This is a genomic window from Peribacillus sp. YIM B13472 (genome assembly GCF_042788005.1).
In the GTDB taxonomy this organism is placed as follows: Bacteria; Bacillota; Bacilli; order Bacillales; family DSM-1321; genus Peribacillus; species Peribacillus simplex_E.
In genome coordinates this window covers 26762-41298 of sequence record NZ_JBHZPG010000029.1, presented here as the reverse complement: position 1 = coordinate 41298, position 14537 = coordinate 26762, and the positions used below count along the sequence as shown (strand labels likewise).

Annotated in this window: 15 protein-coding genes; 14 read left to right on the top strand and 1 reads right to left on the bottom strand. The window is 43.2% G+C overall.

Annotated features, from left to right (window positions below):
- The first annotated feature begins 2 nt into the window (after positions 1–2).
- The 14 genes from ACFX4I_RS19465 to ACFX4I_RS19400 all read left to right on the top strand — a co-directional run bounded on the left by ACFX4I_RS19465 (position 3) and on the right by ACFX4I_RS19400 (position 12944).
- A complete protein-coding gene (locus ACFX4I_RS19465) occupies positions 3–1160 on the top strand; it encodes a UxaA family hydrolase (RefSeq protein WP_214792355.1) in 1158 nt (385 codons plus the stop codon).
- 22 nt (positions 1161–1182) lie between these two features.
- Positions 1183–2652: an alpha-ketoglutaric semialdehyde dehydrogenase GucD gene (gene gucD / locus ACFX4I_RS19460; RefSeq protein ID WP_377422449.1), complete on the top strand. Its 1470-nt coding sequence runs from the start codon at positions 1183–1185 to the stop codon at positions 2650–2652.
- Between the two features lie 69 nt (positions 2653–2721).
- Positions 2722–3870, top strand: coding sequence for a galactonate dehydratase (gene dgoD / locus ACFX4I_RS19455; protein WP_230303246.1), 1149 nt, complete (start codon positions 2722–2724; stop codon positions 3868–3870).
- Positions 3871–3887: 17 nt separating this feature from the next.
- The gene (locus ACFX4I_RS19450; protein WP_230303245.1) at positions 3888–4799 is read left to right on the top strand and encodes a dihydrodipicolinate synthase family protein; all 912 of its coding nucleotides are present in this window, start codon (positions 3888–3890) and stop codon (positions 4797–4799) included.
- Positions 4796–5743, top strand: a complete 948-nt coding sequence (locus ACFX4I_RS19445) for a U32 family peptidase (protein ID WP_377422446.1) — start codon at positions 4796–4798, stop codon at positions 5741–5743. Before ACFX4I_RS19450 ends, ACFX4I_RS19445 begins: the two co-directional genes overlap by 4 nt.
- 66 nt (positions 5744–5809) lie before the next feature.
- Positions 5810–6769 (top strand): C-terminal binding protein, encoded by a 960-nt coding sequence (locus ACFX4I_RS19440; RefSeq protein WP_230303243.1) that lies wholly within the window; start codon positions 5810–5812, stop codon positions 6767–6769.
- A gap of 15 nt (positions 6770–6784) precedes the next feature.
- The gene (locus ACFX4I_RS19435) at positions 6785–7648 is read left to right on the top strand and encodes a fumarylacetoacetate hydrolase family protein (protein ID WP_377422444.1); all 864 of its coding nucleotides are present in this window, start codon (positions 6785–6787) and stop codon (positions 7646–7648) included.
- Between the two features lie 21 nt (positions 7649–7669).
- Positions 7670–8626, top strand: coding sequence for a sugar kinase (locus tag ACFX4I_RS19430; protein ID WP_377422442.1), 957 nt, complete (start codon positions 7670–7672; stop codon positions 8624–8626).
- 13 nt (positions 8627–8639) lie between these two features.
- Positions 8640–9272, top strand: a complete 633-nt coding sequence (locus tag ACFX4I_RS19425) for a bifunctional 4-hydroxy-2-oxoglutarate aldolase/2-dehydro-3-deoxy-phosphogluconate aldolase (RefSeq protein ID WP_377422440.1) — start codon at positions 8640–8642, stop codon at positions 9270–9272.
- A 182-nt stretch (positions 9273–9454) separates the two neighbouring features.
- Positions 9455–10270 carry an ATP-dependent sacrificial sulfur transferase LarE gene (gene larE / locus ACFX4I_RS19420; RefSeq protein ID WP_230304312.1) on the top strand — a complete coding sequence of 272 codons (816 nt, stop codon included), beginning with the start codon at positions 9455–9457 and terminating at the stop codon, positions 10268–10270.
- The gene (gene larB, locus ACFX4I_RS19415) at positions 10267–11037 is read left to right on the top strand and encodes a nickel pincer cofactor biosynthesis protein LarB (RefSeq protein ID WP_377422438.1); all 771 of its coding nucleotides are present in this window, start codon (positions 10267–10269) and stop codon (positions 11035–11037) included. The genes larE and larB overlap by 4 nt, the downstream gene beginning before the upstream one ends.
- Entirely contained in the window at positions 11018–11836 is an 819-nt protein-coding gene (gene larC, locus ACFX4I_RS19410) for a nickel pincer cofactor biosynthesis protein LarC (protein ID WP_377422436.1), read from the top strand. Before larB ends, larC begins: the two co-directional genes overlap by 20 nt.
- Positions 11833–12309, top strand: a complete 477-nt coding sequence (gene larC2 / locus ACFX4I_RS19405; RefSeq protein WP_309518902.1) for a nickel pincer cofactor biosynthesis protein LarC2 — start codon at positions 11833–11835, stop codon at positions 12307–12309. The genes larC and larC2 overlap by 4 nt, the downstream gene beginning before the upstream one ends.
- Positions 12306–12944 carry an urease accessory protein UreH gene (locus ACFX4I_RS19400; protein ID WP_377422434.1) on the top strand — a complete coding sequence of 213 codons (639 nt, stop codon included), beginning with the start codon at positions 12306–12308 and terminating at the stop codon, positions 12942–12944. The genes larC2 and ACFX4I_RS19400 overlap by 4 nt, the downstream gene beginning before the upstream one ends.
- Positions 12945–13329: 385 nt before the next feature.
- On the opposite strand, the gene ACFX4I_RS19395 is transcribed toward ACFX4I_RS19400, so the two are convergent.
- Positions 13330–14247 (bottom strand): DMT family transporter, encoded by a 918-nt coding sequence (locus tag ACFX4I_RS19395; protein WP_283896331.1) that lies wholly within the window; start codon positions 14245–14247, stop codon positions 13330–13332.
- Positions 14248–14537: the final 290 nt, after the last annotated feature.

Genomic DNA, 14537 nt, shown 5'->3' with positions numbered 1-14537 from the left:
AAATGCAGTTTTGGGGCTACCGCCGTCCGGATGGCCGCGTCGGAGTCCGGAATCATGTACTGATTTTGCCAACGATAACATGCGCAACTCAAACTGCACAGCGCGTCACAGAATTGGTGAGCGGAACCGTCACATTCATTCATCAGCATGGCTGTGCGCAAGTGGGCTCTGATTTTGATCAAACGGCCAGAACCTATGCGGGAATGGGGATGAATCCAAATGTGTATGGTGTCATAGTACTCGGCCTTGGCTGTGAAACACATCAGGCGCACCGTATTGGAGATGAAATTGCTAAATGCGGAAAACCAGTGGAAACTGTATCGATTCAGGAACATGGCGGCACTCTTCAAACCATTGCCGAAGTAGCTAAAATTGCGGTCAAAATGGTCCAGGATGCGTCGATGGTGCAACGGGAATTATGTGATTTTAGCGAGCTGATTGTCGGCACAGAATGCGGTGGGTCGGATGCATGCTCCGGCTTATCGGCTAACCCGGCAGTCGGGCGTACAAGCGATTTGGTTGTTCAGCAGGGGGGAACCGCAATATTAGCGGAAACGACTGAACTTATCGGTGCAGAGCATTTGATCGCTAACCGGGCGGCAAACGACCAGGTAGCCAAAAAAGCTTATGCGGTTATTAAAATGATGGAAGACCGCTCGATTCAAATGGGCGTAGACATCCGCACCGGAAATCCAAGTCCGGGAAACATTGAGGGAGGTCTCAGCTCAATCGAAGAAAAATCACTGGGGGCAGCGACAAAATCAGGCACAACCAGGCTGGAAGAAGTCATTGATTATGCCCAGGTACCCACAAAAAAAGGGCTCGTATGGATGGATACGCCTGGCCACGACATTGAGCAATTGACGGGTATGGTCGCAGGCGGTGCCCAAATCGTTCTCTTTACAAGTGGAAGGGGGACGCCAACAGGTTCTCCTATAACACCCGTCATAAAAATCTCAACTAATACACCAATGTTTGACAGGATGAATGAAAATATGGATTTAAATGCAGGTACGATTGTTGATGGTTTAGAAACCGTTGATGAAGTGGGAAGTCGCATCATGGAAGAAATTCAACATGTTTCAAACGGAAAACTAACAAAAGCGGAGATCTTAAAGCAGCATGACTTTGGTATTTGGAGAATTGGACCGACATTCTAAAACGAAAAAGGAGCTAAAGATTATGATATCAGCTACATTTGCAACGAAGACATATAAAAATTTCATTAATAATGAGTGGGTGGATGCATCTTCTGGAAATACAATCGAAAGCATTAATCCTGCGGACAAAGAGCCGGTTGGCTACGTTCAAAGCTCAACCGGAGATGACTTAAACAAAGCTGTAGATTCTGCGCATAAGGCAAAGAGGGATTGGCGCAGGCTCGGGCAGTCTGCACGTGGACAAATCCTTTTCAAAACGGCCAATATATTGGAAGAAAATCTAGATGAAATTGCCGAAACCATGACTCGCGAAATGGGTAAGACGTTACCTGAAGCAAAAGGGGAAACGGCACGAGGTGTTGCAATTCTCCGTTACTATGCTGGTGAAGGGATGCGGAAAGACGGCGATGTTATACCATCATCCGATAAAGATGCCCTAATGTTTACAAAACGCTCCCCACTTGGTGTTGTCGGGATAATCACGCCATGGAACTTCCCAGTTGCAATTCCCATTTGGAAAATGGCTCCAGCTCTTGTATATGGCAATACAATCGTATGGAAACCTGCTACGGAAGGAGCCGTTACAGCAGCGAAAGTCATGGAATGCTTTACCAAAGCAGGCTTCCCTGAGGGTGTTGTGAATTTTATTACCGGTAAAGGATCGATCATTGGCCAAGGGCTCATCGATCATCCGCTTTTAAATGCAATAACATTTACCGGTTCTGAAAGTGTCGGTCAGAGCGTCGCAAAATCAGCTTCCGCCCGCGGCATAAAATATCAGCTTGAAATGGGAGGCAAGAATCCAGTCATCGTGACGAAAGATGCAAACATCGACCAAGCAGTAGAGGCGGTCATCAACGGTGGATTTCGTTCCTCCGGCCAAAAATGCACAGCTTCAAGCCGTGTTGTTGTTGAATCATCGGTCTATGATGTATTTAAACAAAAACTGGTAGAAGCAGCAGCGAAAATAACGGTTGGCAACGGCCTTCAAGAGGGAATTTGGATGGGCCCCTGTGCAAGCGAAAGCCAGTTCAATACGGTAAAAGAGTACATTGAAAAAGGCAAGCAGGAGGGCGCAAAACTCATACATGGCGGGGAGATATTAACTGGCGTAGACTATGATGGGGGCTTTTTCATTACACCAGCGATTTTTGAAGGTGTGACGACGGATATGGTGATTGCACAGGCAGAAATTTTTGGACCAGTAATCGCGCTTATGAAAGCTAGCGATCTAGTTGAAGCGATAGACATGGCAAATAATACGAAATACGGATTGAGTGCATCAATCTTCACATCAAATATTAGCTCAATTCTGGAATTCATCGATGAAATTGAAGCAGGGCTTGTCCGCATTAACGCAGAAAGTGCGGGCGTAGAGTTGCAAGCCCCATTCGGAGGCATGAAGGCATCGAGCACGGGTTCGCGAGAGCAAGGTGAAGCGGCGAAAGAATTTTATACAGCCATAAAAACGGTTTTTATTAAAGGTTCTTAACAAGAGTAAGAGAGGTTTCCATGGTTGAAAATCTCTCTTTCTTCCAAAAAAAACTTTGAGAGGTGCTTGATGAAAATCATAAAGATTTCTTTGTACAAAGTTCCACCCCGCTGGCTGTTTTTAAAAATCGATACGGATGAAGGCATTTCCGGATGGGGAGAGCCTGTCGTGGAAGGCCGTGCTGAAACGGTTAAAGCAGCAGTTAACGAACTGACCGATTATTTGATTGGGAGAAATCCGAACGACATTGAAGACATCTGGCAAACGCTTTATCGAGGTGGATTTTACCGCGGGGGGCCAATTTTAATGAGTGCCATTTCTGGCATTGAGCAGGCACTATGGGATATAAAAGGAAAATACTTCAATATTCCTGTATACCAAATGCTCGGCGGTAAAGCACGCCAAAAAATTAAAGTGTACTCATGGGTCGGAGGAGATCGACCAGTGGATGTCGTTGCTGCAGCAATCGAAAAACAGAAAGAGGGCTTCCTTGCTGTCAAAATGAACGCATCAGAAGAAATGAATTACATTGATAGCTTTTCGAAAGTAGAGGCGGTCATCGAACGTGTTGCTTCAATTAGGGAAGCGGTTGGCAAAGACTTTGGCATTGGTGTGGATTTTCATGGAAGGATTCATAAAACGATGGCAAAGGCGATTGTGAAAGAACTTGAACCGTACCATCCAATGTTCATTGAAGAGCCGGTGCTTCCGGAAAATAATGAAGCACTTCGTGAGATTGCCTGGCATACTACGTGCCCGATTGCGACGGGTGAAAGGATGTATACACGCTGGGGCTTTAAGCAGCTTCTTCATGATGGCTATGTCGATATTATTCAGCCGGATCTATCCCACACAGGTGGTATTTTAGAAGGGAAAAAAATTGCCGCGATGGCAGAAGCCTATGATGTAGCGATCGCTCCGCACTGCCCGCTCGGTCCGATGACTCTCGCTTCATCAATTCATTTGGACGCCACGACACCGAATTTCATTATTCAAGAGCAAAGCCTTGGTATTCATTACAACGAAGGCATGGACATTCTCGATTATATGAAAAATCCAGAATTATTCGACTATGAAAATGGTTATGTGAACATTCCGGATAAACCGGGTCTTGGGGTGGAAATCGATGAGGAAAAAGTGAAGCAGGCAGCACAAACCGGACATGATTGGAAAAACCCCATTTGGCGTAATGAAGACGGGAGTATCGCTGAATGGTAATAAAAGGAGGAAGAACAATGGACTTTCATGGCATCATTCCACCGGTAGTCACCTTATTTGATGAAACGGGGAACTTAGATATGGCGCTGAACAGAAGCTATATCGACCTATTAATCTCACGGAATATAGACGGTATTTTATTGATGGGAAGTTCAGGTGAGTTCTCATCGCTTACAACAGAAGAAAGAAAATTATATGTACGCGAAATGATAAAGCATATTAACAACCGAGTGCCTGTTATGGTCGGGGTCGGGCATACCGCATTAAAAGAGGTGCAAGAACTGACTTCTTATGCAGAAGAGCATGGAGCAAACGGCGTTCTCGTAGTCAACCCATATTACTGGAAGCTGTCTGACGAGCAATTATACCGACATTTTTCCAGTGTAGCGAATCATACTAATCTGCAAGTTTACATTTATAATATCCCGCTCCTGACAGGTCAAAATTTATCAATCGAATTGATTAAAAAATTAGCTGAAGATCATTCAAACATTGCTGGTATTAAAGAGACTGTCAGTGATTTCGGGCACCTTCGTCAAGTGCTGGCGGAAGTGAAGAAAGTTCGCAGTGATTTCCGAGTCTTCTCTGCTTTTGACGAGCACTTGCTTCCGGCTCAAATGATTGGTGCAGCGGGAAGCATTAATGGAAGCGCTGTCTTTGCACCGGAAATTTCCGTTGATTTATATCAATCATATCATAAAGGTGACCTTGCTGAAGCACAGAAAAAGCATCAAGTGATTTCAAAACTGATGGATGTGTACAATTACGGTCCGACATTTTTTACTGCCATGAAAGAAGCGGTTCATCAGCGCTGGTTTGACGTTGCGGCTGGACACCGTGCACCCTGCGACGTATTCCCTGCTGATTTGAGTGACAAAGTAGCTGCTCTTTTAAAAAATATAAATATGAAAGAAGGCGTCCAAAAATGAAAGAATCACGAGACTTGCTCGAACAATTAGGCTACCCATCAACTGATCTTAAAGAACTTCCTACATCAACGAAAACATTTCCAGACGGTGCTCAATACCGCATTGAACTCCCAAGCGTAGAAGGTCCAATAGCACTAAAAGAAACATTGAAAGAAATTGACCGACTCGGTTTGACCATTCACCGAATATCTCAAGGCAGCGGTATCATGCTTCAAACGGATGAAGAAATTATAGAAATGTGTAAAATGACAGCAGAGCGAGGCATGGAACTGAGTTTGTTTGTCGGTCCCAGGGGTTCATGGGATGTCAGTGCGGGACCGCTTACGCCAGGAGGCAAATCTCAGGGAATTCGCCATGAGGGCTCCGATCAGCTTGTTTATGCCATGGAAGACCTGAAAAGAGGGGCTGCACTAGGTCTTCGCGGTGCGTTAGTGGCGGATGAAGGACTCCTTCTTTTAACGAAAGAAATGAAAAAATACGGACAGCTTCCGGAAGACTTTGTTGTTAAAGTATCGGTTCAAATGGGTTCAGCCAATCCAGTATCCGTCAAATTAATGGAAGATATCGGTGCGGATACATACAACGTGCCACCTGCATTAACGCTGTCTAAACTTGCAGCGATCCGACAATCAATAGACATTCCAATAGATTTATACGTTGAAGTTCCGGATACCTTCGGCGGCTTTCTTCGCTATTATGAAATACCGGAAATAATCCGTGTATTGGCGCCTGTCTACATCAAATTCGGTCTTCGTAATCACCCAGATGTATACCCCTCAGGGAAACAATGGGAAAGTACGAACATCTCACTCACAAAGGAACGTGTACGCCGTGCCGCAATTGGTATTCAAATGATCGAACGATACTATCCGGAAGCAAAAACATCGAAACTCGGTGCAAAAGGACTCGGAATTGCGAAAATTGAAAAGACAGCAGTGAAATAATGATATTAACGTGAGGGATCCCCTCTGATATTCACGTATTTATTACTAAAAAGGAGTTGAGCCCAAATGTCCTTTAAAATATTATTAACGGATTACGAATTTGAACATTTGAAATATGAAGAAGAGATTTTTCAAGAAAGCGGTCTGGAAATCGAATTCATCAAATCGCAATGCAAAACTGAAGAAGAAGTAATGGAGCAGGCAAAACAAGTGGATGCAATTTTAAATCAATATGCTCCTATCTCACGCCGAGTTATTGATTCGCTTGAAAACACGAAAATCATTTCCCGTTACGGTGTTGGCGTCAATACAATTGATCTCAATGCGGCTAAGGAAAAGGGGATTACTGTCGCCAATGTACCAGATTATGGAATGGAAGAAGTATCGAATCATGCATTGGCACTTTTACTTTCTTCGGCGCGGAAAGTGACACTGTTAAACAAGGAAGTGAAAAAAGGTAACTGGGACTTTAAGGTGTGTGTCCCGATTCATCGCTTTAACGAGCAAACTGTTGGGGTTCTAGGCTTTGGCCGGATTCCGCGCCGTTTCATCGAAAAGGTGAAACCACTCGGCTTTAAAACTGCTGCTTACGATCCTTTCGTTTCGGCGGCAGACATGGCTGCGGTTGGGGTTCAAAAAATGGATCTCGACGAAATTATAGCAGAAGCCGATTATTTATCGATCCATGTGCCCTTAATTGATGATACATACCATTTGATCAATGAGGAGCGCCTTAAACAAATGAAGAGAAATGCGGTTATCATTAACACGGCACGTGGACCGATAATCGATGAAAAAGCACTTTCTGATGCACTTGAAAAAGGGGTAATTGCAGGTGCGGCACTTGATGTGACAGAGAATGAGCCGGTCAGCACCGATAGCCCGCTGCTCACAATGGACAATGTCATCATTACGCCGCACAGCGCCTGGTATTCAGAGGAAGCAATGGTTGAACTTCGTCAAAAGGCAGCGAGAAATATCGTTCAGGTGTTAAACGGAGAAATAACACCATACGCTTTGACTTAGGAAAGGGGAAAAAATATGAAAATAGCGACTTTTTCCGTACAAACCGAACAACACATCGGTCTTGTTAAAAATGATCAAATTATTAGTTTAACGGCTCTCGGTCCAGAAGAATTTCCAGCTTGCATGAAAAAATTCATAGAACGAAGCAGCGAGTGGATAAACCGTGCTGAACAGTTAATTGAGCAACGGGTTAATGACGATGCAATATTCAATCTGTCAGAAGTGAAAATCCTGCCGCCAATCGCAAAGCCGGATAAAATCATTTGCGTAGGACTTAACTATTTTGATCATTGCAAGGAAACGGGGATGGAGCCTCCTGAATCACCAGTCATTTTTTCAAAATATGCAAATGCCATTGCCGGCCATAATGATGCGGTTGAAATTCCAATTAATTCAACCGCGGTCGACTTTGAAGCAGAGCTTGCGTTTGTCATTGGAAGAGTAGCGAAACATGTATCAGAAGAAGAGGCGAATGACTACATCTTTGGCTATACAATTATGAATGATATTAGCGCCCGTGACTTGCAATTTCAGGATGGCCAGTGGTCCAGAGGCAAAACGGCGGACACATTTGCTCCATTTGGTCCTGTTATCGTGACACAAGATGAAGTGGGTGATCCCCACAATCTAGCGATTTCTCTTGAATTAAACGGTGAAATTATGCAGGATTCAAATACAAGCAACCTAATTTTTACCGTTCCGAAAATCATATCATTTTTATCACAGTCCATGACACTAATGCCAGGTGATTTGATTGCAACTGGCACGCCACCAGGCGTTGGAATGGGAAGGAATCCGAAAATCTGGTTGAAAAATGGTGACCGGATGAACGTCAGTATTGAGAAGATCGGTACGCTTTCTAATCACGTAATAGCATGACAAGAGAAAGAAGGTGATGAGATGGATGTTGTAACCATCGGAGAAACAATGACAGTGTTTACCCCGAATGAAGAAGGTCCACTTCGCCACGCCCGATCTTTTTCAATGAAGTTTGGCGGTGCGGAATCCAATGTCGCAATCGGGTTAAGCCGACTCGGTCATCGGTCACGCTGGATAAGCCGTCTCGGCGAGGATGAATTTGGCGATGCCATGCAATCGTTCATTCGCGGAGAAGGCGTTGATGTCTCTTATGTAACAAGAGACCCTGATGCGCCTACCGGAGTCTTTTTTAAAGAATTCAGACGGCTGAATGATACTAGAGTTTATTATTACCGGAAAGATTCGGCAGCTAGCAAAATGACGGCGGAATTACTAACTGATCTTGCCATCCAAGACGCAGCTTATCTCCATATTACCGGAATTACCCCTGCACTAGGGAATTCGTGTCAGTCTCTCTTGGATAAAGCGATCTGCATTGCTAAAGAAAACGGAACAAAAATCGTCTTCGATCCGAATATTCGCTTGAAAATATGGTCGGATGAAAATGAAGCACGTCACATCATAACAAAGTACGCCTCGAAAAGTGATATCGTCATGCCTGGGGTGGCCGAAGCCGAATTTTTATTCGGTTCCCATACTCCGGAGATGTTTGCCGATCATTTTCATGAACTCGGTGTCGAAACAGTTTTACTTAAATTGGGCAAAGAGGGCTCTTTAATTTCAGCCCCGTCTGTACCGAAAACATACGTTCCTGGATTCTATGTTGAACGGGTCGTGGATCCCATTGGTGCTGGTGATGCTTTTGCATCTGGTGTACTTTCCGGCCTGCTAGATGGACTGACCCTAGATGAAGCTGCAAGGCGTGGAAATGCCATGGGAGCAATGGCAACGATGGTAAATGGCGATGTTGAGGGTTTGCCGGTCCGTGCCGACCTCGCCTTGTTCATGAGTGGCGGCGCTGATGATGTGACGAGGTAGAAAGGTGGAAAAAATGACTAAACTTGAAGAGCTTAAACATGGGAAGCTGGTCGCCGTCATTCGCGGTGCACGCCCAGATCAAATTATACCAATCGCCCGGGCCCTGAAAAAGGGCGGCATCCGAACACTAGAAATAACAGTGGAAACTCCCAAAGTGTGCCATTTGATTGAAAGAGTGAAAGAGGAGTTCGGTGATGATATCATAGCGGGTGCCGGTACAGTATTGGATCCTGAAACGGCCCGTGCGGTCATCATGGCAGGGGCGGAATTTATCTTTTCTCCAACCGTCAATGTCAAAACGATTAAAATGGCGAAGCGCTATGGCGTCATTAGTATCCCTGGTGCGCTCACACCAACCGAAATATTGACTGCTTATGAGCATGGAGCTGACATTATCAAAGTTTTCCCGGCAGATGCACTGGGTGTTAGCTACTTTAAAAATCTTAAAGGACCGCTTCCTCACATTCCCCTTATGCCAACTGGCGGTGTCAACCTTGACAACCTCGCATCTTTTTTTAAGGCAGGGGCCATCGCGGCGGGACTTGGTGGATCATTGATCAATCCTACGAAATTGATTACAGGTGAAGATTACACCAGGCTGACAGAAACGGCAAAAAATTTTTCAGCAATTGCACAAAAAAGTTAAAGCAATCCATCGCTTAAATGAATTTCCGTCCAATAGGTGCTGGGAATGAAAGTATGACTGTGTTATTTCCTCCTTTCTTACCAATATGATGTATCTCGTTCAATCTTTTAGTAGTCCATCAAGGGTGTTATTGCTTGTGGACAGTAGATAAATTCAGACAAACCAGAAAGGGGAAAAGTGCTATGTTACTAGAAAAGTATAGAAATCTGCAGGGTATTCTCCAAAAAATGGAGTCGGTTGTGGTCGCTTTTTCAGGAGGGGTGGACAGCACTTTTTTGCTAAAGGTTGCTATTGATACTTTGGGTTACGATAATGTGTTAGCCATTACAGCAGATTCGGAAACCTATCCGTCGAGTGAGTTGAAAGAAGCCATTATGCTATCAAAATGGATTGGTGCCAACCATCGAATCATTCAGACTTCTGAGTTGGCCATTCCTGGATATTCAGAAAATAATCAGAATCGCTGTTACTTTTGTAAAAGTAGTTTATTTGACCACCTGCTTCCTATTCTTGAAGAATATGAATTTAATAATATTATTTATGGAGTCATCGCTGATGATGCTAACGAATTTCGTCCAGGCATGAAAGCAGCTAAAGAAAAAGGAATAAGGGGACCTCTTCTAGAAGCCGATTTATTCAAAGAAGAAATAAGAGTATTGTCCAAGCAAGCCGGTTTGCCAACCTGGGATAAACCATCATTCGCTTGCCTATCTTCACGCATTGCATATGGCGATATCATTACGAAGGAAAAATTGACGAAAGTGGATAAATCAGAAGCTTACTTGAAATCATTGGATATTCATCAGGTAAGAGTCAGGACGCATGAGGATACTGCCCGAATTGAAGTTGAACCCGTTGATATGCCGAGAGTGCTCCAACACCATGTGGCGATCACGAAACGACTGAAGCAATTTGGTTATAAGTATGTATCAATGGATCTCACGGGCTATACAAGCGGAAGTATGAATATAGCACTTAAAAAGGAAGAGAAGATATGATTGATGATATTTTAGAGCAGGTTCAAAAAGGTTCATTGACAGCAGCTGAAGCAAAGGAAAAACTTGCATCATATGAAAATTTAGGGTTTGTAAAAATTGATCATCATCGTAAAAGGAGACAAGGCTTTCCCGAAATTGTGTTTGGAGAAGGGAAAACAGCTGAGCAAATTTTAACGATTGTACAATCAATGCGGACAAGGAATGATTCTGTGCTTGTGACTCGAATTTCTCGTGAAAAAGCAGTATTTGTACAAAAAGAATGCAGTGAATTTGAGTATAACGATATGGCACGGACACTTGCTTGGGTTAAAAAAAAGCCCAAATCCGTTGGACCATATATTGCAATTGTGTGCGCCGGGACATCAGATTTGTCCGTTGCTGAAGAAGCTGCCGTGACGGCCGAAACACTAGGTATTCCAGTCAGGCGTATATACGATGTTGGTGTTGCTGGGCTGCACCGCCTCCTTGATAATATAGACGAGATACGAGGGGCTACCGTATCAGTTTGTGTAGCCGGGATGGAAGGGGCACTCCCAAGTGTGTTAGGAGGCCTTGTCACGAATCCAATTATTGCTGTTCCGACAAGTATCGGTTACGGTGCCAATTTTAACGGTTTATCGGCACTTTTATCAATGCTTAATTCATGCGCATCTGGTGTAAGTGTGGTGAACATCGATAATGGATTTGGTGCCGCCTACAATGCAGCGATTATATACAAACTGGTACATAAAAAGGAGATCAATGATGATGAGGACATTATATTTTGACTGCTTTTCCGGCATAAGCGGAGATATGGTTATTGGTGCGTTGATTGATGCAGGTGCAGACCCTTTACAAATGGAAGAAGAGTTAAAAAAGCTGAACATAGATGAAGAATATACTCTGTCATGGGGGAAAGTCGTCAAAAATGGCATTACGAGTACTAAATTTGATGTCATTCTTACCAGTAAATCAGAGCGACCACAGGAACACAGCCACAGTCATGGACATGAACACAGCCACAGTCATGAAACCGAACACAACCATAGCCATGAACCTCACAATCATCGTGGTAGCCGCACCTACAAACAAATTGTGGAAGCTATTAATGAGGCAAACCTTAATGAATCGGTAAAAAACATGTCACTCGCCATATTTAAGAAGATTGGTGAAGCGGAAGGGCACATACACGGGCTTCCGCTTGATAAAGTTCACTTTCATGAGGTAGGAGCTGTAGATTCAATAATAGATATAATCGGGGCTGCAATTTTAATCGATCAGCTAGGTATTGAATCAGTTCAGTCATCAGCCATTCCAACGGGATCTGGACATATACATATTGATCACGGTGTATACCCGGTTCCTGCACCTGCCACACTTGAAATATTAAAGGGGGTACCGATTGCCTCAAACGTTATTCGTTCTGAATTAGCAACGCCGACCGGTGCTGCCATCGCTGCGGTTTTAGCTGAAAAATTCGGCTCGCTTCCAGCCATGACTGTCGAATCGATTGGCTATGGTGCGGGGACAAAAACATTTGAAAATCATCCGAACGTCCTTCGCATTATTATAGGGGAGATCCAATGAAGCGCCCACCTGATCATGAGCATCTTGATGGACAAATGGTAAAAATGGAAGTGAATCTAGATGATATTTCCGGTGAATGGCTTGGCCATGTAATGGATTTGTTGTTTGAATCAGGAGCAAATGATGTATTTTATACGCCAATCTTCATGAAAAAAAATCGACCGGGGGTGTTATTGCAACTTCTCTGTTCACAGCAGGTGATTCCGAAAATCAAGAAGATATTATTTGCTGAAACGACGACTCTCGGTATACGCTACTATCCTCTTACCGTGCACAGGCTCGAACGGTCTTTTTTACATGTAGACACACAATGGGGGCAAGTGACGATAAAGAGAGGGTACCATGAGGGCCAACCCATACAGCAGGCACCTGAATATGAAGATTGCCGTAAAATTGCCGTTCAGAACAATATACCTCTTAAAAGGGTGTATGAAGAAGTATGGAAGTGTCTCGGGGAGGTGGTAGAGAAATGAGCTTGGTGTCGATTCTTACATTAGGATTCCTATTGGGGATAAAACATTCGTTAGAGCCGGATCATGTTATTGCAGTAGCAACCACGGCAGGAAAAACGAAAAAATTATCACGGTCCACTCTAACGGGGGTGTATTGGGGAATAGGGCATACATGTACGCTGTTTCTTATAGGTATGCTATTCATTTGGATGAAAGGGGAAATTCCAGAGTCGTTAAGCATGACGCTGGAATTGGGCGTTGGTATTATGCTTGTTATGCTAGGGGCGAAAAGTTTATTTAAAACTCGCCCTAATATAACGAACGACAAAGATAGATTTCGTCCTTTTTTGGTGTCTGCTTTAATTGGGTTCGTCCATGGTCTCGCGGGCAGTGCCGCAATGGTCATTCTAACGATGTCGACCGTAACCGGTATAGGCGAAGGATCCATCTATATCATTATATTTGGCGCAGGGACGATTATTGGCATGCTGTGCTTTACAACTCTACTAGGCATACCGTTTGCATTGAATGGAAAGGACATCGTTTTAAACCGAATCTTCATCAAAATGGCGGGAGCTTTAAGTTTTGCATTCGGACTTTATTATATATACAAATTGGGTGTAACAGAAGGCTTGTTTGCAATCTGGGCTAATTGATTTACTTTATAAGCATGACTGGAATCTCAGGCTGTCTGTAACCCATAGACAGTCTCTTTTATATTTATTAAATCATCAAACAATATGTCTTCAACGAGGTTTCTCAGAAAGAAAAGCGCCACAGCTGACAAAAAGGCTTGTCAAAATGGGCACATTTCATTGGACATGTCCATGTAAATTTAGGGGTATATTGTAACGGATATGAATCTCCAATAATTATTCTGCAAGTATGTTTCAGGGGTTTATATTCATCTGTAGGTGGAGAAGAGGGTGGACAATATTTAATAAGACCCTATGACACTGCTAAGCCATTGGGATGGTAGAGTCATAGGGTCTCTTATTCTGGTACGAAGAAAGGTACTGAATCTAGGGGTTGCCTTTACCGCTAGGCAGATATACGTTTATTTTTCCTTTGTAGAATCCATATTTCAATTGCACCGGAGCCAAGCAATACCCCCGAAACAATGAAGATGAGTCCAATGAAATGTGCAGGTACAATGGCTTCATTAAGGAAAAATGCTGCCCCTAACAAAGAGAATAAGGTGTTTAAGTTAAGAAAAATGGATGATTCGGCTGCCCCTACCTTACCAATGGCATAATTATAGCTCATGTGCCCGAGGGCAGTGGCAAAAATGGCGGAGAAAATGAAAGCTCCCCAGATGGAGGGCGGTGCAGTTGCCAGTGAAGATAAGCCCTCTGGTTCCTTCCATAAGCTGATGGCAAAAAGAATAAAAGACCCGATCAGCATCATGTAGCCGGTTAGTAATCGTGGATCCATTGTTTTTGAGGCTTTATTGATAAGTATGAAACTTAATGCCTGTGAAAGTATGGAAAGTAAAATATCCACATCCCCCAGATTAATAGAATGAAGTCCTCCACTTCCTGCCATAACGGTAAAACTCACACCTAGGGCACCGCATATAAAGCCAAAAAGCCTGATTAAAGTGGGCTTTTTACGAAAGAATATCATGGTCAAGATGACAGTCAGAATTGGCCCCATGCCTAAAATCAGTCCAGCATTCGATGCAGAAGTCTTCGTCAATCCCTCAGCTAAAAAATAATGATGAAAAACGACACTCAAAAGTGCTCCTCCAAAAACGTAAAAAAGTTCACTTTTTTTAGGAAGGCGTATTAGTCCAAAGAAGAAAAGGATAAGAATGACTATAAGAGAAGCAGTAAAAATTCTCAAAGAGGTTATTGTTACGGGCTGTGTATTCGCAACTAAAATTTTAATAACCGAGACATTTAACCCCCATGTAATCATTATTCCGGTAAGTAATATGTATATCTTCAAAAAACTCATTCCAAACAACCTTTCAAACTTATTTAACAATTGATATATTATACAACTTTCTCCAAATTAATAGCAAAGAGTAAATTTGATTGGAAGCCCTAGGGTGAAAAATCAGAAACTCTTAATCATTAAAAAGAGGGAAGGAATAATTCCTTTCACTTTACCGTAATGTGGTTTTTTATCATAAATTTGGCTGAAAAATAATAAGGGAAATCAACAAATTAAAATAAAATTTAAAATTATCAAACTTTTCTATTGTTTTTGATAGGGTTTTCATTTACAATTTCCTTATGATTTAC

What these genes read in the sequence shown, in the direction of transcription:
- larC2 (WP_309518902.1), top strand. Translation starts at nt 11,833, where the DNA reads ATGAAGCGCCCACCTGATCATGAGCATCTTGATGGACAAATGGTAAAA.
- ACFX4I_RS19465 (WP_214792355.1), top strand. Translation starts at nt 3, where the DNA reads ATGCAGTTTTGGGGCTACCGCCGTCCGGATGGCCGCGTCGGAGTCCGG.
- ACFX4I_RS19400 (WP_377422434.1), top strand. Translation starts at nt 12,306, where the DNA reads ATGAGCTTGGTGTCGATTCTTACATTAGGATTCCTATTGGGGATAAAA.
- ACFX4I_RS19430 (WP_377422442.1), top strand. Translation starts at nt 7,670, where the DNA reads ATGGATGTTGTAACCATCGGAGAAACAATGACAGTGTTTACCCCGAAT.
- ACFX4I_RS19425 (WP_377422440.1), top strand. Translation starts at nt 8,640, where the DNA reads ATGACTAAACTTGAAGAGCTTAAACATGGGAAGCTGGTCGCCGTCATT.
- ACFX4I_RS19445 (WP_377422446.1), top strand. Translation starts at nt 4,796, where the DNA reads ATGAAAGAATCACGAGACTTGCTCGAACAATTAGGCTACCCATCAACT.
- gucD (WP_377422449.1), top strand. Translation starts at nt 1,183, where the DNA reads ATGATATCAGCTACATTTGCAACGAAGACATATAAAAATTTCATTAAT.
- larE (WP_230304312.1), top strand. Translation starts at nt 9,455, where the DNA reads ATGTTACTAGAAAAGTATAGAAATCTGCAGGGTATTCTCCAAAAAATG.
- larC (WP_377422436.1), top strand. Translation starts at nt 11,018, where the DNA reads ATGAGGACATTATATTTTGACTGCTTTTCCGGCATAAGCGGAGATATG.
- dgoD (WP_230303246.1), top strand. Translation starts at nt 2,722, where the DNA reads ATGAAAATCATAAAGATTTCTTTGTACAAAGTTCCACCCCGCTGGCTG.
- ACFX4I_RS19395 (WP_283896331.1), bottom strand. Translation starts at nt 14,247, where the DNA reads ATGAGTTTTTTGAAGATATACATATTACTTACCGGAATAATGATTACA.
- ACFX4I_RS19435 (WP_377422444.1), top strand. Translation starts at nt 6,785, where the DNA reads ATGAAAATAGCGACTTTTTCCGTACAAACCGAACAACACATCGGTCTT.
- larB (WP_377422438.1), top strand. Translation starts at nt 10,267, where the DNA reads ATGATTGATGATATTTTAGAGCAGGTTCAAAAAGGTTCATTGACAGCA.
- ACFX4I_RS19440 (WP_230303243.1), top strand. Translation starts at nt 5,810, where the DNA reads ATGTCCTTTAAAATATTATTAACGGATTACGAATTTGAACATTTGAAA.
- ACFX4I_RS19450 (WP_230303245.1), top strand. Translation starts at nt 3,888, where the DNA reads ATGGACTTTCATGGCATCATTCCACCGGTAGTCACCTTATTTGATGAA.